The sequence below is a fragment of the Pseudooceanicola profundus genome (genome assembly GCF_054919315.1).
In genome coordinates, this window is sequence record NZ_CM142898.1 from 2,144,814 (window position 1) to 2,162,468 (window position 17,655).

General features: G+C 68.2%; 13 protein-coding genes. 1 reads left to right on the forward strand and 12 read right to left on the reverse strand.

The window, feature by feature from the left end; genetic code table 11:
* Positions 1-102: 102 nt before the first annotated feature.
* Entirely contained in the window at positions 103-1,671 is a 1,569-nt protein-coding gene (locus ACX9MO_RS09870; RefSeq protein WP_462214406.1) for a 2-isopropylmalate synthase, read from the reverse strand.
* A gap of 290 nt (positions 1,672-1,961) precedes the next feature.
* Positions 1,962-3,401 (reverse strand): MORN repeat-containing protein, encoded by a 1,440-nt coding sequence (locus ACX9MO_RS09875; RefSeq protein ID WP_462214407.1) that lies wholly within the window; start codon positions 3,399-3,401, stop codon positions 1,962-1,964.
* A gap of 145 nt (positions 3,402-3,546) precedes the next feature.
* Here ACX9MO_RS09875 and ACX9MO_RS09880 point away from each other — a divergent pair, with 145 nt between their 5' ends.
* Positions 3,547-5,208, forward strand: coding sequence for an NAD+ synthase (locus ACX9MO_RS09880; protein ID WP_462214408.1), 1,662 nt, complete (start codon positions 3,547-3,549; stop codon positions 5,206-5,208).
* Between the two features lie 144 nt (positions 5,209-5,352).
* Here ACX9MO_RS09880 and ACX9MO_RS09885 read toward each other — a convergent pair whose 3' ends face one another.
* From ACX9MO_RS09885 to xdhA, 10 genes are all read right to left on the reverse strand, one after another.
* A complete protein-coding gene (locus ACX9MO_RS09885; protein ID WP_462214409.1) occupies positions 5,353-5,694 on the reverse strand; it encodes a carboxymuconolactone decarboxylase family protein in 342 nt (113 codons plus the stop codon).
* A gap of 125 nt (positions 5,695-5,819) precedes the next feature.
* Entirely contained in the window at positions 5,820-6,467 is a 648-nt protein-coding gene (locus ACX9MO_RS09890; RefSeq protein ID WP_462214410.1) for a DUF938 domain-containing protein, read from the reverse strand.
* On the reverse strand, positions 6,464-7,543 hold the full coding sequence (locus ACX9MO_RS09895; RefSeq protein WP_462214411.1) for an NAD(P)/FAD-dependent oxidoreductase: 1,080 nt from the start codon (positions 7,541-7,543) through the stop codon (positions 6,464-6,466). Before ACX9MO_RS09895 ends, ACX9MO_RS09890 begins: the two co-directional genes overlap by 4 nt.
* 299 nt (positions 7,544-7,842) lie before the next feature.
* On the reverse strand, positions 7,843-8,931 hold the full coding sequence (locus ACX9MO_RS09900) for a BMP family ABC transporter substrate-binding protein (RefSeq protein WP_462214412.1): 1,089 nt from the start codon (positions 8,929-8,931) through the stop codon (positions 7,843-7,845).
* Positions 8,932-8,960: 29 nt separating this feature from the next.
* Complete coding sequence (locus tag ACX9MO_RS09905) at positions 8,961-9,881, reverse strand: ABC transporter permease (RefSeq protein WP_222494191.1); 921 nt, start codon at positions 9,879-9,881, stop codon at positions 8,961-8,963.
* Positions 9,882-9,915: 34 nt separating this feature from the next.
* A complete protein-coding gene (locus tag ACX9MO_RS09910; RefSeq protein ID WP_222494189.1) occupies positions 9,916-10,998 on the reverse strand; it encodes an ABC transporter permease in 1,083 nt (360 codons plus the stop codon).
* A 159-nt stretch (positions 10,999-11,157) separates the two neighbouring features.
* Positions 11,158-12,675 carry an ABC transporter ATP-binding protein gene (locus ACX9MO_RS09915; RefSeq protein ID WP_462214413.1) on the reverse strand — a complete coding sequence of 506 codons (1,518 nt, stop codon included), beginning with the start codon at positions 12,673-12,675 and terminating at the stop codon, positions 11,158-11,160.
* Positions 12,672-13,640, reverse strand: a complete 969-nt coding sequence (xdhC, locus tag ACX9MO_RS09920; RefSeq protein WP_462214414.1) for a xanthine dehydrogenase accessory protein XdhC — start codon at positions 13,638-13,640, stop codon at positions 12,672-12,674. Before xdhC ends, ACX9MO_RS09915 begins: the two co-directional genes overlap by 4 nt.
* Entirely contained in the window at positions 13,630-16,110 is a 2,481-nt protein-coding gene (locus ACX9MO_RS09925; RefSeq protein WP_462214415.1) for a xanthine dehydrogenase molybdopterin binding subunit, read from the reverse strand. The genes xdhC and ACX9MO_RS09925 overlap by 11 nt, the downstream gene beginning before the upstream one ends.
* Positions 16,107-17,480 (reverse strand): xanthine dehydrogenase small subunit, encoded by a 1,374-nt coding sequence (xdhA, locus tag ACX9MO_RS09930; protein WP_462214416.1) that lies wholly within the window; start codon positions 17,478-17,480, stop codon positions 16,107-16,109. Before xdhA ends, ACX9MO_RS09925 begins: the two co-directional genes overlap by 4 nt.
* Positions 17,481-17,655 lie beyond the last annotated feature (175 nt).

Sequence of the window (17,655 nt, forward strand, 5' to 3'; positions counted from 1 at the left end):
ATTTTCGAAAATTCTTGGTCGATCCCGGAGAGCCCCCCGGAACGCAAAACGCGCGCCCGGTAAGGGGCGCGCGTTCGGGGAACCCGTGAGGGGCGCTGCGGCTTACGAGACGTCCTTGTAGGAAATCTCGGCCTTGTCGGAGCCGGTCTTGCCGCGGCGCACGATGAGGCGGTTCAGCGCGTGGATATAGGCCTTCACGCTCGCCACGACGGTGTCGGTGTCGGCGGACTGACCGGTCACGATGCGGCCTTCCTCGTCGAGGCGCACCGAAACGGTGGCCTGCGCATCGGTACCCTCGGTCACGGCGTGGACCTGGTAGAGCTGAAGCCGGGCGCCGTGCGGGAAGATCTGCTTCACCGCGTTGAAAGCGGCATCCACGGGGCCGTCGCCGGTGGCGGTGACGCTCTTGTCCGCGCCGTCGACCGAGAGGGTCATCTCGGCGGTCTGGGGACCTTCGGTGCCGCAGACGACCTTGAGCGACTTCAGCACGAGGCTGTCCTCGCCCGCGTCATCGGAGACCCGCACGAGCGCGATGAGATCCTCGTCGAAGACCTCCTTCTTGCGGTCGGCGAGGTCCTTGAAGCGCACGAAGACGTCGTTGAGCTGGTTCTCGCCAAGTTCGATCCCGAGGTCCTTGAGCTTGGAGCGCAGCGCCGCGCGGCCCGAGTGCTTGCCCATGACGAGGTTCGTGGCCGACAGGCCAACGTCCGCCGGGCGCATGATCTCGAAGGTCTCGGCGTTCTTGAGCATGCCGTCCTGGTGGATGCCGCTCTCGTGGGCGAAGGCGTTCTTGCCGACGATCGCCTTGTTGAACTGCACCGGGAAGCCCGAGACCGCGGAGACGCGGCGCGAGATGTTCATGATCTTGGTGCTGTCCACGCCGGTGGCATAGGGCATGATGTCGTTGCGGACCTTCAGCGCCATGACCACTTCTTCGAGCGCGGTATTGCCCGCCCGCTCGCCGAGGCCGTTCACGGTGCATTCGATCTGGCGTGCGCCCGCTTCCACGGCGGCGAGGCTGTTGGCCGTCGCCATGCCGAGGTCGTTGTGGCAGTGGGTCGAGAAGATCACCTCGTCCGCGCCGGGCACACGCTCGAGGAGCATGCGGATCAGGTCGGCGGACTCGCGCGGGGCGGTGTAGCCCACGGTGTCGGGCACGTTGATCGTGGTGGCGCCGGCCTTGATGGCGATCTCGACCACGCGGCAGAGATAGTCATGCTCGGTCCGGGTGGCGTCCATCGGCGACCACTGGATGTTGTCGCAGAGGTTGCGCGCGTGGGTCACCGTCTCGTGGATCCGCTGGGCCATCTGGTCCATGTCGAGGTTCGGGATCGCACGGTGCAGCGGCGAGGTGCCGATGAAGGTGTGGATACGCGGCGAGGGCGCGGATTTCACGGCGTCCCAGGCGCGGTCGATGTCCTTGAAGTTCGCCCGGGCGAGGCCGCAGATGGTCGAATTCTTGGAGTTCTTGGCGATCTCGCTGACGGCGCGGAAATCGCCTTCGGAAGCGATCGGGAAGCCGGCCTCGATGATGTCGACGCCCATCTCGTCGAGAAGCGCCGCGATCTCGAGCTTCTCTTCGTGGGTCATGGTCGCGCCGGGGCTTTGTTCGCCGTCACGGAGCGTGGTGTCGAAAATGAGGACGCGGTCCTGTTCGGATGCTTTGGTCATGTCGGTGTTCTCTCTAATCTCCAGGTGCCTTGGCGCGAAACGGCTATTCCTCTGAGCGGTCGCGCCGAAACGGCACGCTCAGAGGCGCGTTAGGAGAAGCAGCAGGGCGGCAGCCGACAGACCGCCGGAACGGCGGGTCGCGCTCATGGAGATATGATGGCCCTGAGTGGTCATGAGGGCTGTGTAATGCGCGGAAACTGGATTGAAAACCCGGAAATTCCGCTGCAGTGCCGCAATTGGGGAAGGGCCGCTGACGTATCGGCAGGGCCCGGCGGGCCCTGCGATGCCGCTTACTCCGACGGGGCGGTCGGGGGCTCTTCCGTCGCTTCCGCGGTCGTCGCTCCTTCGAGGGCCCCGTTGTCCCAGGTGCCCGAGGCTTCCTCGCCGCTGGAGTAGCGCATGGTGCCCTGCCCATGCCGCTTGCCGCTGAGGAATTCGCCCTCGTAGACATCGCCATTGGCGTAGGTCGCGACACCGGTGCCGCTGATCTCGCCCGCCTGCCAGTCGCCTTCGTAGGTGAAGCCGTCGGGCATGGTGATCTTGCCCGTGCCCTCGCGCTTGCCCGCGACGAAGCCGCCCTCGTAGACGGTGCCGTCGGCATAGGTCGCGGTGCCGGTACCGCTGCGCTGCCCCTCGGACCACTCGCCTTCGTAGCGGTAGCCGTCGGGGAAGGTGATCACGCCGTAGCCGTCGTTCTTGGCGCCCTTGAAGGCGCCCTCGTAGACCAGCCCGTTGGCGTAGCGGGCGATGCCCTCGCCCTCGATCACGCCGGCGGTCCACTCGCCCTCGTAGGTCGAGCTGTCGGGGTAGGTGATCTTGCCCTGCCCATCGGGCAGGTCCTCGCGGAACTGGCCCTCGTAGACGGAGCCGTCGGGATAGACCACGCGGCCTTCGCCGCCGATCTTTCCGGCCACCCAGCTGCCGGTGTACTCGTAGCCGTCCGCGCCCGAGAAGGTGCCGGTGCCATCGCGCCGGTCCTCGTGGAACTCGCCCTCGTAGATGTCGCCGTTGGCATACGTGACCTTGCCTTCGCCCTCGCGACGGCCCGCGATCAGCGTGCCCTCGTAAACGTCGCCATTGGGCTGGGTCAGCGTGCCGATACCGTTGATCTGGCCGTCTTCCCAGCTGCCGGTATAGGTCAGCCCGTCCGGCGTGGTCAGCGTGCCTTCGCCCCAGCGTTTGCCGTCCTTCACGGCGCCCTCGTAGACCTCGCCATCGGCGTAGGAGATCTTGGCCTGACCGCTTTCGACGCCGTTCACCCAGTCGCCTTCATAGGTGTAGCCGGAGGGGGCGACCATCGTGCCGCGCCCGTCATGGAGCGCATTGCGGAACTGGCCCTCGTAGCGCGAGCCGTTGGCATAGGTCACGACGCCCTGCCCGGTGATCTTGCCCTCGGACCACTCGCCCTCGTAGGTGCCGCCGTCGGAGAAGACGATCTTGCCCACGCCGTCGGGTTTGCCCTTGGCGAACTCGCCCTCGTAGACCGAGCCGTCGGGGTAGCGCGCGGTGCCGCGGCCCGCGATCTCGCCCTCGACCCAGTCGCCGGTGTATTCATATCCGTTGGGTAGCCGGTAGGTGCCGGTGCCGTGCTGAAGGCCGTTGAGGAAGGTGCCTTCGTAGACGCCGCCTCCCTCGTATTGCTTGGTCTGGACCTCTCCGTCCTGCGCCATGGCAAACCCGGCCCCAAGGGCCAGCGCCGCACAGGTTGCGATCAACGCGCGTGGTTTCATACCAACTCCCCATTCCGCCCCACCGGCGGGTTGCGTAGGCAAGGTAGAGGACCACCTGCCGCCGGGCAATGTCTTTCCGGGAAATCACCTTTTCCTCCGCCGCTTGCCTCGCTAATCAGGGGAGAACGCAGGAAAGGGGGGCCGGATGGCCGAACGGTTTCGCATCACGCTGGCACAGCTGAACCCCACGGTCGGCGACATCGCGGGCAATGCCGCCAAGGCGCGCGCCGCCTGGGAGGCGGGCCGCGAGGCAGGTGCCGACCTCGTCGCCCTGACCGAGATGTTCATCACCGGCTACAACACGCAGGACCTCGTGGAGAAGCCCATCTTCCACCAGACCGCGATCGCCGCGATCGAGCAGCTGGCCCGCGACTGTGCCGATGGCCCCGCGCTGGCCGTGGGCGGCCCCTGGGTCGAGGGGGCGGAGCTCTTCAACGCCTACCACATCTGCCGCGGCGGCAAGGTCGTGAGTCGCGTGCTCAAGCACGAGCTGCCCAACGAGACCGTCTTCGACGAGGTCCGCATCTTCGACAGCGGGCCGCTTGGCGGGCCCTATTCCGTGGGCAACACCCGCATCGGCTCGCCGATCTGCGAGGACGCCTGGCACCCCGATGTCTCCGAAACGCTGGCCGAGACCGGGGCCGAGTTCCTGCTGGTGCCCAACGGCTCGCCCTACTACCGCGGCAAGATGGACACGCGGTTCAACCACATGGTCGCCCGCGTGGTGGAGACCGGCCTGCCGCTGATCTACCTGAACATGATCGGCGGGCAGGATGACCAGGTCTTCGACGGCGGCTCCTTCGGCCTGAACCCGGGCGGCGAGATGGCCTTCCACATGCCGGTCTTCGACGAGGAGATCGCCCATGTGGACCTGGTCCGCGGGCCCGAGGGCTGGCGCATCGAGGAGGGCCCCAAGGCCCGTATCCCCGACGACTGGGAGCAGGATTACCGCGTCATGGTCGAGGGCCTGCGCGACTATTGCCGCAAGACCGGCTTCGCCAAGGTGCTGCTGGGGATGTCCGGCGGGATCGACAGTGCGCTGGTGGCGACCATCGCCGCAGATGCACTCGGCCCCGAGAACGTGCGCTGCGTGATGCTGCCGTCCGAGTACACCTCCGAGCATTCGCTGGAAGACGCCAAGGCCTGCGCCACCGCGCTCGGCTGCCACTACGACTTCGTGCCGATCAGCGCGGGCCGAGACGCGATCACCGCGACGCTGGCGCCGCTCTTCGAGGGGCTGGCCGCCGACACGACCGAGGAGAACATCCAGTCCCGCCTGCGCGGCCTGTTGCTGATGGCGCTGTCGAACAAGTTCAACGAGATGCTGCTGACCACCGGCAACAAGTCCGAGGTGGCGGTGGGCTATGCCACGATCTACGGCGACATGGCGGGCGGCTACAATCCGATCAAGGACCTCTACAAGACCCGCGTCTTCGAGACCTGTCGCTGGCGCAACGCCAACCACCGCGGATGGATGATGGGCCCCGAGGGCGAGGTCATCCCCGAGCGGATCATCACCAAGCCGCCCTCGGCCGAGCTGCGCCCGGACCAGAAGGACAGCGACTCGCTGCCTGACTACCCGGTGCTGGACGGCATCCTGACGATGCTGGTGGATCAGGATGCCTCGGTCGCGGATTGCGTCGCGGCGGGCTATGACAAGGCGGACGTGAAGCGGGTGGAGCACCTGCTCTACATCAGCGAGTACAAGCGCTTCCAGTCGGCGCCGGGCGCGCGGCTGACGAAGAAGGCCTTCTGGCTGGACCGCCGCTATCCGATTGCGATGCGGTGGCGCGACAACGAGGCGTAAGGCGCGGCGCCGGGGTGCCGGTGCGCTCCGTCGACCGGGGGTGTGCCGATGCCTCGGCGTCTGCCCGGCCCTGAGGCCTGCCAATGCCCCGGTGCCGGCCCGGCCCTTAGGCCGGGCGGGGTCTTCAGGGGCGCGGCCCGCGCCTCACGCCTTTTCCGAGAACTCGTCCCAGGCCTCCAGCGCCTTGGCCGCGTACATCATGGCCGGCCCGCCGCCCATCTGCACCGACATTGCCAGCACGTCACCCAGTTCCTCGCGGGTGGCGCCTGCTTTCATCAGCGCCTCGACATGGAGCACGATGCAGGCCTCGCAGCGCTGGGACACCGCGATGCCGAGCGCAACGAATTCCTTGGTCTTGAGGTCCAGCACGCCGTTTTCGGCGACGGCCTTGCTCAAGCCGCCAAAGGCGCGCGTGGTTTCGGGAATGGCCTTGTAGAGACCGCGCAACTGGGTGCGCGTGCCTTCGATCTTGTCCGTCCAGCTCATGGCTGCGTCCTTTCGAATATACCTGCCCGCAGGAAACACATTCGAAAGGTTGCAACTTTGATCCGGATCAGATTTGGTCCAGATCCGGGCCGCGCCACGGGAAATGACGCGCCGTCAGATCGGGATCAGTTCGCCCGGTGGGCGACGAACATCAGGTTGTTCGCGGGCATCTCGATGACCTTCTCCAGCTCCAGCCAGTTGGCGTGCAGCATCTTGGTCATCTCCGTGTCATCCTTGTAGCCGATCAGCGGATCGCGCGCCTTCAGCTCGGCGTCGAAGCGGACGTCGCCCTCGCTGGTCAGGGCGCCGGAGCGCTTGAAGGGGCCATAGACCGCCAACCGTCCGCCCCGGTTCAGCGCCTTGGCGGCCTGTTCGATCACCATGTCGGCGTCCTGGGTCGAGATCAGGTGCAGCAGGTTCACCACCATGATCAGGTCGTTGCCGCCGTGGATCGCGGACCAGCCGTGCCGGGTGGCGTCGATCCGGATCGCCGGGCGCAGGTTGGGCAGGCCCGCCGCCGCCACGTAGGCGTCGATCGAGGTGATCCGCGTCGGGTCGATGTCGCTGGGCTGCCATGTCAGGCCGGGGAAGGCGCCTGCCATGCGCACCACGTGTTCGCCGGTGCCGGAGGCCAGCTCCAGCGCCTTGCCGGTCTCGGGCACCACCGTCTCCAGCGCATGCAGGATCGGGGCAAGGTTCCTCTGCGCGGCCGGGCTGCTCAACGCGCCTGCCGGCGGGGTGTCGAGAGTGGGGGACAGCGTGTCGATCGTCATGCCGCGAACCTTTCAGGAGAGAGAGCGCCCACCACGGAGGCGGGCAGGGCGGGGGAACGTCCCATCAGAAGATCGGACGCGAGGCGGCTGGCCGCCGGAGCTGTCTGGAAGCCATAGCCTCCCTGTCCGGCCAGCCAGAAGAAATCGGGGCAATCGGGCGCGCGGCCGATCACCGGGGTGCGGTCGGGCGCGAAGCTGCGCAGCCCGGCCCAGGAGGTCTCGACCCGGGTGACCGGGGCGGTGACCATCTCCTCGTAGCGGGCCAGCCCCTCGGCCAGCACCATGTCGTCGGCCCATGCGTCATGGGGCGCGACGGGGTCCTCCTCGGAGGGGGAGACCAGCAGACCACCGGTGTCGGGCTTGGCGTACCAGCTCTCGTTGACCCCATCGATGAAGGGCCAGCCGGAGGTATCCGCCCCGCCCGGTGCCGGCAGCCGCGCCATGGAGCGGCGGAAGGGCCGGATATCCATCGGCCGTGCGCCGGCCATCACGGCCACCTCGTCGGCCCAGGCCCCGGCGGCGTTGACCAGCGTCGCGGCGCGGAAGCTGCGTCCGGCGGTCTCCACCTCCCAGTGGCCGTCTGTGCGGCGGATCGCCGTGACACGGGCGCCTGTGACGATCTCGACCCCAAGGGAACGGGCGCGCTTGCGGGCGCTCTCCATGATCCGGTGGGTGTCCATGTCATAGGCCTCGTCGTACCAGGCCGCGTAGGCGCAGGTGACGGGATGCAGGATCGGCACGGCGGCGCGGGCCTCGGCCACGGTGATCGGGGCCATGTCGTTCGCGGCGGCCTCGGCCTCGAAGGCGGCGCGCTCCTGCGGGCGGCCCACCAGCATCAGGCCGCGGCGGGTCAATACGCCGCCGTCCGTTTCGCGATGCTCTGCCAGGCTGGCGTGGTTCAGCGCGCGGATGGTCTCGTTGCCGTATTGCGCGATGAAGATCGCCGCCGACCGGCCCGAGGCGTGGTAGCCCAGTGCCGGTTCTGCCTCGAGCAGGGTGACCGAAGCGTCCTCGGCCAGCCGGGCTGCGGCGGTCACGCCGGCAACACCGCCCCCGATGATCAGGATGTCTGCCAAATTTGTCCTCCCATTAGGACAAAATGACACAGCTTTGCGAAAGGCGGTAGTCCATCAGGAGATACGAGTATTACCGAATTTGCATATCTCTTGGGCGCGGGCCGATTCCAAGGGGTCGGAATTGCGGTGTGACGCGGCGTTAGTCTTGTTTCGGGAATATGCGGTTTCAACACGCGAAACGGCAATTGCCGCTGTATCGAAGCCGGGCGAAACAGCGCGATGCCGAAACCGAAAAGACCCGCGCCGGAGCGCGGGTCTGAAGGATCGCAGGGCACCGTCCGCGGTGCCTGACCGTCGGGTTACTGGGGGATTTCGCCCGTCAGGCCTTCGACGTAGAAGTTCATGCCGGCCAGCGTGCCGTCATCGGCCACTTCGCCTTCGGCCAGCCAGTCGCTGCCGTCTTGTTTCTTCAGCGGGCCGGTGAACGGATGGTATTCGCCCGCGGAAATGGCGTCGCGCATGGCTTCTGCCTCGGCCTTCACCTCGGCGGGGACCGCGTCGGTGATGTCACCGATGCCGACCATGCCGGTGTTGATGCCTTCCCAGACGCTGTGGCTTTCCCAGGTGCCGTCCATCGTCGCCTTCACGCGCGAGACGTAGTAGGGCGCCCAGTTGTCGATGATCGACGAGACGCGCGGCGAGGGGGCGTATTCGCTCATGTCGCCGGCCTGGCCGAAGCCGATCACGTTGCCCGCATCCTGCGCGGCGGCCAGCGGCGCGGTGGAGTCGGTGTGCTGGAAGATCACGTCGGCGCCCTGTTCGATCAGGGTGCGTGCCGCGTCGGCCTCTTTCGCCGGGTCCATCCAGGTGTAGAGCCAGATGATCTTCATCTCGACGTCGGGGTTCACCTTCTTGGCGTGGATATAGGCCGAGTTGATGCCGCGCACGACTTCGGGGATCGGCACCGAGGCGATGTAGCCCAGCACGTTCGACTTGGTCATGTGGCCCGCGATGGTGCCCATGACGGCGCGGCCTTCGTAGAAGCGCGCGGAATAGGCCGAGACGTTGTCGGCGGTCTTGTAGCCGGTGGCGTGCTCGAACTTCACGTCCGGGAACTTGGCCGCGACGTTGATTGTCGGGTCCATGTAGCCGAAGGAGGTGGTGAAGATGATGTCGGCGCCGCCCAGGGCCATCTGGGTCATGGCGCGCTCGGCGTCGGGGCCTTCGGGCACCGATTCCTGGTAGACCATCTCGACCTTGTCCTCGCCGATCTCCTCGACCATCTTCATGGCGGACTCATGGTGGTGCTGGGTCCAGCCGCCGTCATTGATCGGCCCCACGTAGATGAAACCCACCTTGGTCTTCTCCTGCGCGAAGGCCGGACCGGTCATGGCGAGCGGCAGCGCAACGGCGGCTGCGGCCCCTTTCAGAAACGTTCTCTTCTTCATCTGCATCTCCCGATTATTATTGCAGGGCCTCATTGAGAGGCGTGGAAAGTCCGACCCAGCGAGGCAGGCGCGCCGCTGCGATGGGACGACATGATGACCAGCACGAGGATGGTGATCAGGTATGGCGACATGGAAAGATATTCCACGGGGATGGCAAGGCCCGCCGCCTGCAGGTTCAGCTGCAGCACGGTGACCCCGCCGAAGAGGTAGGCGCCCAGCAGGACGCGGCCCGGTTTCCAGCTGGCAAAGACCACGAGGGCGAGGGCGATCCAGCCGGTGCCGGCGGTCATCCCGTCGACCCACTGGGGCACGCGCAGCAGGCTGATGTAGGCCCCGCCCATGCCCGCGCAGGCGCCCCCGAAGAGGATCGCGAGGATGCGGATGCGCCGCACCTTGTAGCCAAGAGCATGGGCCGCCTCGTGGTTCTCGCCCACGGCGCGCAGGATCAGCCCGGCGCGGGTGAATTTCAGCATCGCCCAGACCGCGACCACGAGGGCAAGGCCGACATAGACCATCAGGTCGTGGCTGAAGAGGATGCGCCCCACCACCGGCAGGTCGCTCAGCACCGGCAGGTCGAGCCGCTGCGCCGGCGGCGGCCGTTCCCCCACGTAGCGTTGCCCGATCAGCGCCGAAAGGCCGAGCCCGAAGAGCGTCAGCGACAGCCCCGAGGCGACCTGGTTGGCGAGCGCATATTGCGTCAGTGCCACGAAGAGCAGCGACAGCCCCGCGCCCCCCGCCGCCGCACCGACGAAGCCCATCAGCGGCGACCCGGTCTCGACTGCGACGGCAAAGCCGCAGATCGCCCCGGTGATCATCATCCCCTCGACGCCGAGGTTCAGGACGCCTGCCTTCTCCACCACCAGTTCCCCGATGGCCGCGAGCAGGATCGGCGTCGCCGCCACCATCAGCGAGGCCACGAGAAGGACGGGATTGATCGCGCTCAGGTCCATGGGGCCAGGCCTCCGTTGATCGTGTCGATACCGCTCATGCCGTCTCCGCCTTCGCCAGTTTCAGCCGGTAGTTGGTCAGCACGTCCACCATCAGCAGGAAGAAGAGCAGCATCCCCTGGAAGACCTGGATCGCCGAGGAGGAGAGCCCCATGCTCGACTGCGCGATCTCGCCGCCGATGTAGGTCAGCGCCATCAGCAGCCCGGCCAGCAGAATGCCCACCGGGTGCAGCCGTCCGAGGAAGGCCACGATGATCGCGGTAAAGCCGTAGCCCGCGTTGAAATCGATGCTGATCCGCCCGGAGGGGCCGGCGACCTCGAAGAGGCCCGCCATGCCGGCGAGCGCCCCCGCCAGCCCCATGCAGAGCAGCACCAGCTGCTTCGGTTTCACGCCGGCAAAGCGCGCCGCGCGGGGCGCCTCGCCGGTCAGCCGGATCTGGAAGCCCAGCAGGTGCCGGTTCAGCAGGATATAGGCCATGATCACCGCGATCAGCGCGGCGACAACGCCCCAGTGCATTCCCGATCCGGCGATCAGTTCGGCGTTATGGGCGCTCGGGTATTGCTGCAGGTTGCGCGAGCCCGGGAAGCCGTAGCCCTCCGGGTTCTTCAGCAGCCCCAGCGAGACCGAGGCGAGGAACTGCTCGGCCACGTAGACCAGCATGAGGGAGACGAGGATCTCGTTGGTGCCGAAGATCACCCGCAGCGCCGCCGGGATCATCGCCCAGAGACAGCCGCCGAGCGCACCACAGATCACCATCAGCGGGAACAGCCACCAGGCCTCCAGCGGGTAGAAGGCCAGCGCCACCCCCGCGCCCGCGATGGCGCCCATGATGTACTGCCCCTCCGCGCCGATGTTCCAGATCCCGGCCCGGAAGCCGAGGCTCAGCCCGATGGCGATCAGCACCAGCGGCGCGCCCTTCACCAGCATCTGCGGCCGGTAGTAGAAGGCGAATTCCCCGAACAGCGGATCCCAGAAGATCGTCCGTATCGCCAGCAACGGGTCCTTGCCGAGGAAGGCAAAGAGCAGCCCGCCCGCCACCATCGTGGCCACCACCGCCACCACCGGCGCCAGGTAGGCCCAGACCTGCGACGGCTGGCGTCGTTTCTCCAGCTTCAGCACGCGCCGCGCCCCCCTTCATCTTTCCGGAAATACTCTCGGGGGGCCCGGGGGGCAGACAGCCCCCCGCCCCTCCGCCAGGACGGGCGGCCAGACTGGCGCCCTGACAGGCGCACGGACTGGCACCGGGTGCGGTCCCCCCCCGGATGGTGTCGCCTGCTCTCAGACATGCGCCACCTCCATCCCGTGCGATCCGCCCATCATCAGCCCGATCTCGTCCACGGTCAGCCCCTGTGCGGGGCGGATGTCGCTCAGCCGGCCCTCGTTCAGCGCCGCGAACCGGTCCGAGATCTCCATCAATTCGTCGAGGTCCTGCGAGATCACGATCACCGCCGTGCCCCCGGCTGCCAGATCGAGGATCGCCTGCCGGATCGTCGCCGCGGCGGCGGCATCCACGCCCCAGGTGGGCTGGTTCACCACCAGCACCTGCGGGTCCTGCATCACCTCGCGGCCGATGACGAACTTCTGCAGGTTGCCCCCCGACAGCGCCCGTGCGGCCACCTCCGGCCCCGGGGTGCGCACGTCGAAGCGGGCGATGACCTCCTCGGCAAAGCTCCGCGCCTTGCCCCATTTCAGGAAGCCGTTCGACATCAGTCCGCGTCGCTCCGCCCCGGTCAGCAGGGCGTTCTCGGTCAGGCTCATGTCTGGCGCCGCCGCATGGCCCAGCCGTTCCTCCGGCCCGGTCAGCAGCCCCAGCCGGCGCCGCGCCATCGGCCCCATCCCGCCCACCGGCGTGCCGTCGAACTCCACCATCGCCGGGGCCGAGAGGATCTCGCCCGAGAGCGCGCCCAGCAATTCGTCCTGCCCGTTGCCCGCGACACCCGCCAGCCCCAGGACCTCGCCCGCGCGCACCTCCAGCGAGATGCCCTTCAGGGAGGTGCCGAATTCACCGGGGCTCTTCACGCTCAGCCCCTTCAGCGCCAGCCGCACCGCACCCGGGGCCTTGGCCTCGCGCGAGGGCGTGTGCAGCTCGCTGCCCACCATCATCTCGGCCATCGCCCGCGCGGTGGTCTCCTTCGGCACGCAGGTGCCCACCTTCTTGCCGAGCCGCAGGATCGTCGCCCCGTCGCAGAGCGCCCGGATCTCTTCCAACTTGTGCGAGATATAGAGGATCGAGGTGCCCTCATCACGCAGCTTCATCAACGTGCGGAACAGGATCTCCACCTCCTGCGGCGTCAGCACCGAGGTCGGCTCGTCCATGATCAGCAGCTTGGGATCCTGCAGCAGGCAGCGCACGATCTCGACCCGCTGGCGCTCGCCCGCGCTCAGGTCGCCCACCGTGCGGAACGGATCGAGCGGCAGGCCGTAAAGTTCCGACACCTCCCTGATCCGCCCGGCCAAGTCCCGCGGCCTCGGCGGGTTCTCCATGCCGAGCGCGATGTTCTCCGCCACGTTCAGCGCGTCGAAGAGACTGAAGTGCTGGAACACCATGGCCACGCCCAGTTGGCGCGCCATCGAGGGCTCCGCCGGGACATAGGACCGCCCGTCCAGCACCATCTCGCCCGCATCCGGCTTCACGAGGCCATAGATCATCTTCACCAGCGTGGATTTCCCCGCGCCGTTCTCGCCCAGCAGGGCATGGACCTCGCCCTTGCCGATCTCGAAGGAGACATCGTCATTGGCAACCACCCCGGGATAGGCCTTGGTCAGCCCCCGGATCGACAGTAGTGACTGGCTCACGCGCGCAATTCCCCCTCGTTCAGGTCTTCGTCCGGGCCCGCACCACGGTGCACCGCGACCGGGCCTGCGCGCAACATCTGCGTCGCGACCCCAAGCGCGATCGCCTGGGGATGCTTGCCTAGCGCCGGGTCCCCGATCGGGCAGGCGATCCGCGCGACGGCCTCGGGCCCGTGGCCCATCCCGGCCAGCCGGTTGCGGAACCGCGCCCATTTCGTCGCCGATCCGATCACGCCCGCGCGCCCGAAGCCCCGCCGCAGCAGCGCATCGCAGAGCGCGAGGTCCAGCGCGTGGGAATAGGTCAGCACGATATGTTCGGCGTCCCGCGGCGCATGGGCGGCCAGCCGGACCGGGTCTGCCACGGGCACCACGCTCACGCCCTCGGGCACCGCGTCCGGGAACCGCTCCGCCCCGGTATCGACCCAGGTCACCGCCATCTCCGGAAGCGGCACCAGCGTTGTCACCAGGGCCCGGCCCACGTGGCCTGCGCCCCAGATCCAGACCGCGCGGGCGGGCACCAGAACGGGCTCCACCAGCCAGCCGCCGTCCAGCTGCACGTCGACCTCCGCGCCCTGTGCCCGGGCCGCGGCCAGCCCCCGGCGCAGCGCCAGCGGCATCTCTCCCGCATCGCCCACCGCACGGGCCACCACCGTCACACCCTCCAGCGCCGCCACATCCGCCGCCGTATAGGGCTCGAAGGCCAGCACGACCGACCCGCCGCAGCATTGGCCCAGCTCCGGCCCCAGCGCGCGCGTCACCAGCCTCGGCGCCTCCAGCGCCCGCGCGAGGGCGATCGCCTCGTGCTCCAGCGCGCCGCCGCCGATGGTGCCCGCGACGGCCCCTGCGGTCACGACCATCGCCGCCCCCGCCTCGCGCGGGGAAGAGCCGCGCACCTGCGCGATGACCACGCGCACGGCGCGTCCCTCACGCGCCACGGCGCGGCTCAGCTGGGCGACATCAAACTCCATCGCGCACCTGCATCACGGCCTTCAGCACCCGTTCCGGCGTGGCCGGCGCGTCGAGGGCGGGGTAGCCCGGCCCGCAGGCCGCCACGGCATCGGACAGCGCCATCAGCACAGACATGCCCAGCATGAAGGGCGGCTCGCCCACGGCCTTGGAGCGATAGATCGTCTCCTCGGGGTTGCGCCCGTCCCAGAGCGCCACGTTGAACACCTCCGGCCGGTCGCCGCAGGCGGGGATCTTGTAGGTCGAGGGCGCATGGGTCCGCAGCCGCCCCTTGCCGTCCCAGACCAGCTCCTCGGTGGTCAGCCAGCCCGCGCCCTGCACGAAGCCGCCCTCGACCTGCCCGATGTCCAGCGCCGGGTTCAGGCTGCTGCCCGCATCGTGCAGCAGGTCGGCCCGCAGGATGCGGTACTCGCCGGTCAGCGTGTCGATCACCACCTCCGAAACCGCCGCGCCATAGGCGAAGTAGAAGAACGGCCGGCCGTGGCCCCGGATGCGGTCCCAGGCCACTTTCGGCGTCTTGTAATAGCCCGTGGCCGACAGGCTCACCCGGTTCTCGTAGGACAGTTTCGCGGCCTCGGCGAAGGAGATCACCTCGCCCCCGATCCGCACATCCCCGCCCTCGAAAACCACCTCCGACCGGCTGGCCTGATACAGCCCAGCCAGGCAGTCCGCCATCCGGGCCCGGATCGTGTCGCAGGCGGCCTTCACCGCCATCCCGTTCAGGTCCGACCCGGAAGACGCCGCCGTGGCCGAGGTGTTGGGCACCTTGCCGGTATCGGTCGCGGTGATCCGCACCGCTTCCATGCCGACGCCGAACCGGCTGGCGGCAACCTGCGCCACCTTCTGGTTCAGCCCCTGTCCCATCTCGGTCCCGCCATGGTTCAGGTGGATCGAGCCGTCCTGGTAGACATGCACCAGCGCCCCCGCCTGGTTCAGGTGGGTCAGGGTGAAGGAAATCCCGAATTTCACCGGCGTCAGCGCGATGCCCTTCTTCAGGATCGGCTGCTCCGCGTTCCACTCCGCCACCGCCGCCCGGCGCGCCGCATAGTCCGAGGTCTCCACCAACCGCTCGGTCAGCCCGTGCAGGATGAAATCCTCAACCGCCTGCCCATAGGGCGTGGTCTGCGCCCCCAAAGGCGCCTCGGGCACCGCCTCCGGCGCCCCCAAAACCGTGGCCCCGCGCGAGGCTGCGTCTTCGTCCATCCACTGTTCGGAAATATCCTCGGGGGGGAATGCCGCGTCAGCGGCAGGGGGGGCGGACAGCCCCCCAACCCCGCCCGCCGCAGGCGCGTCCATGTCCGCCGCACCCGCATCCGCATCCAACCCGGATGCCTCGGCATAGTAATTCACCCGCCGCACTTCCAGCGGGTCCAGCCCGAGCGCGTGGGCCACGTGGTCCATCACCCGCTCGATCCCCAGCATCCCCTGCGGCCCGCCAAAGCCCCGGAAGGCGGTCGCGCTCTGCATGTTGGTCTTCAGCCGGTGGCTTTCGATCCGGCAGTGCTCGAGCAGGTAGGCGTTGTCGGCGTGCAGCATCGCCCGGTCCGCGACCGGCAGCGAGAGGTCCATCGACCAGCCGCAGCGGGTGTACTGCCGGAAATCCACGGCCCGAACGCGACCGGTCTCGTCATAGCCCACATCGTAGTCGATGCGGAAATCGTGCCGCTTGCCGGTGATGACCATGTCGTCGTCCCGGTCATAGCGCATCTTGCAGGGCCGCCCGGTCGTCAGGGCCACCACGGCGCAGGCGCAGGCCAGCGCGTTGCCCTGGCTCTCCTTGCCGCCAAAACCGCCGCCCATGCGCCGGGTCTCGACCCGGACGGCGTGCATCGGCTGGCCGATGGCCTCGGCCACCTTGTGCTGGATCTCGGTCGGATGCTGGGTCGAAGACATGACCTGCACCCCGCCATCCTCCATGGGCAGCACCAGCGCGGCCTGTCCCTCGAGGTAGAAATGCTCCTGCCCGCCCATCTCGATCCGGCCCGCCAGCGTCAGGGGTGCGGCCTCCAGCGCGGCGCGGGCATCGCCCTTCTCGTAGACCCGCGGGCCCTCCTCGAACCGGCTGTCGAAATCCAGCGCATCCTCGATGGAGAGCACCGGCGTCTCCTCGGCAAAGACCATCGCCGCCTTGCGCGCGGCGCGGCGCGCGGCGAGGTGGCTGGTGGCCGCCACGACAAAGACCGGCTGGCCGAGGTAATGCACCTCGCCGGTGGCCAGCAGCGGCTCGTCATGGGCCGAGGGCGAGACGTCGTTGGCAAAGGGCAGGTCGTCCGCGGTCAGCACCGCCACCACGCCCTCCGAGGTGCGCACCGCGTCGAGGTCGAGGGAGACGAGCTTGCCCGCCGCCACCGTGCTCAGCCCGAAGGCCAGGTGCAGCGCATTGGCGGGCAGCGGGATGTCGTCGATATAACGCGCCGCCCCGGTGACATGGAGCTTCGCACTGTCATGGGGCAGGGGGGAGGAGACGCTCATGCCGAGACCTCCCGCACCCGCGTCGCCGCGCCGATATCCTCGAGGAAGTAGCGCGTCAGCATGTTGCGGACCGCCTCCAGCCGGTAGGCGGCCGAGGCCCGCATGTCGCTGAGCGGCTGGAAGTCCTCGTCCCAGGCGCCCCAGGCCGCCTCGATGGCCTCCTCGCCCCAGTCCGCGCCGATCAGCGCGGCCTCGACGGCCGTGGCGCGTTTCGGGATGCCCGCCATGCCGCCAAAGGCGATGCGGGCCCCGGCCACGCGGCCATCCTCCAGCGTCACGTTGAAACAGCCGCAAACGGCCGAGATGTCCTGATCGAACCGCTTCGACAGCTTGTAGCAGCCCAGCCGGTCGGGCTGGTGCGGAATGCTGATCGCCTCGACGAATTCGCCCGGTGCCCGGTCCTGCTTGCCATACTCCAGGAAGAAATCTTCCAGAGCGATCTCGCGCCGGGTCTCGCCCTTGCGCAGGTGCAGCCGCGCGCCAAGCGCGATCAGCGCGGGCGGGCCGTCCCCGATGGGCGAGCCGTTGGCGATATTGCCGCCGATGGTCGCGGCATTGCGCACCTGGACGGATCCGTAGCGCGTCAGCATGGCGGCGAAATCCGGATAGCGCCCGCTGACGGCAGGGATCAGCTGGCTGATGGTGACACCGGCGCCGATCACCAGCGCCTCGTCCGTTTCCTCGATGCCCTGAAGATCGGCGCAGCGATGCAGGAAGGCGACCGGGCCGAGGCGGCGCAGCGCCTTGGTCACATGCAGGCCCAGGTCGGTGGCCCCGCCCACGAGGACGCCGTCGGGATGGGCGGCGTACCAGGCGGCGAGGTCGTCCGAGGTCTCGGGAAGGGCAACGTCGGTCGCGGGGTCGAAGGCGGCGGCGGGCAGGGCGCCGGGCAAGGCGGGGACCACGGCGGGCGCCGCCATAGCAGCCTCGGCAGCGCGCACGATGGGGGCATAGCCGGTGCAGCGGCAGAGGTTGCCCGCCAGCACCTTGTCCACATCGGTCTCGCCCGTGGCATGGGCGGCGGCCAGCGACATGACGATTCCCGGCGTGCAGAAGCCGCACTGGCTGCCGTGCTTGTCGATCATCGCCTGCTGCACCGGGTGCAGCGTGCCGTCGGGGGCGGCGAGGCCCTCGACGGTGGTGACGGATTTGCCGTGCAGCTGGGGCAGGAAGAGGATGCAGGCGTTCACGGCCTTGGGGCCGTGCTCATCGGTGACCATCAGGGTACAGGCGCCGCAATCGCCCTCGTTGCAGCCTTCCTTGGTGCCGGTCAGCCCCCGGATCTCGCGCAGCCAGTCGAGCGCCGTGACCGTCGGATCGGTAACGTCCATCTCCACCCGCTCTCCGTTCAGAAGAAAGGAGATCTCCATGTGTATCTTCCGCCGCGTTACCCTGTTTGACCGGACACACACCCCTTCGATGCGGCGTAGAAGGGCGCTGGCCTTGTTGTTTTCAGACTACAGAAAAGAGGCAGATTCGAAACCACGCAAGAGTTTCCTGCTCAAAGGCTGGGCGGACCCTGCGGAAACGCTCATGAATTCAGCG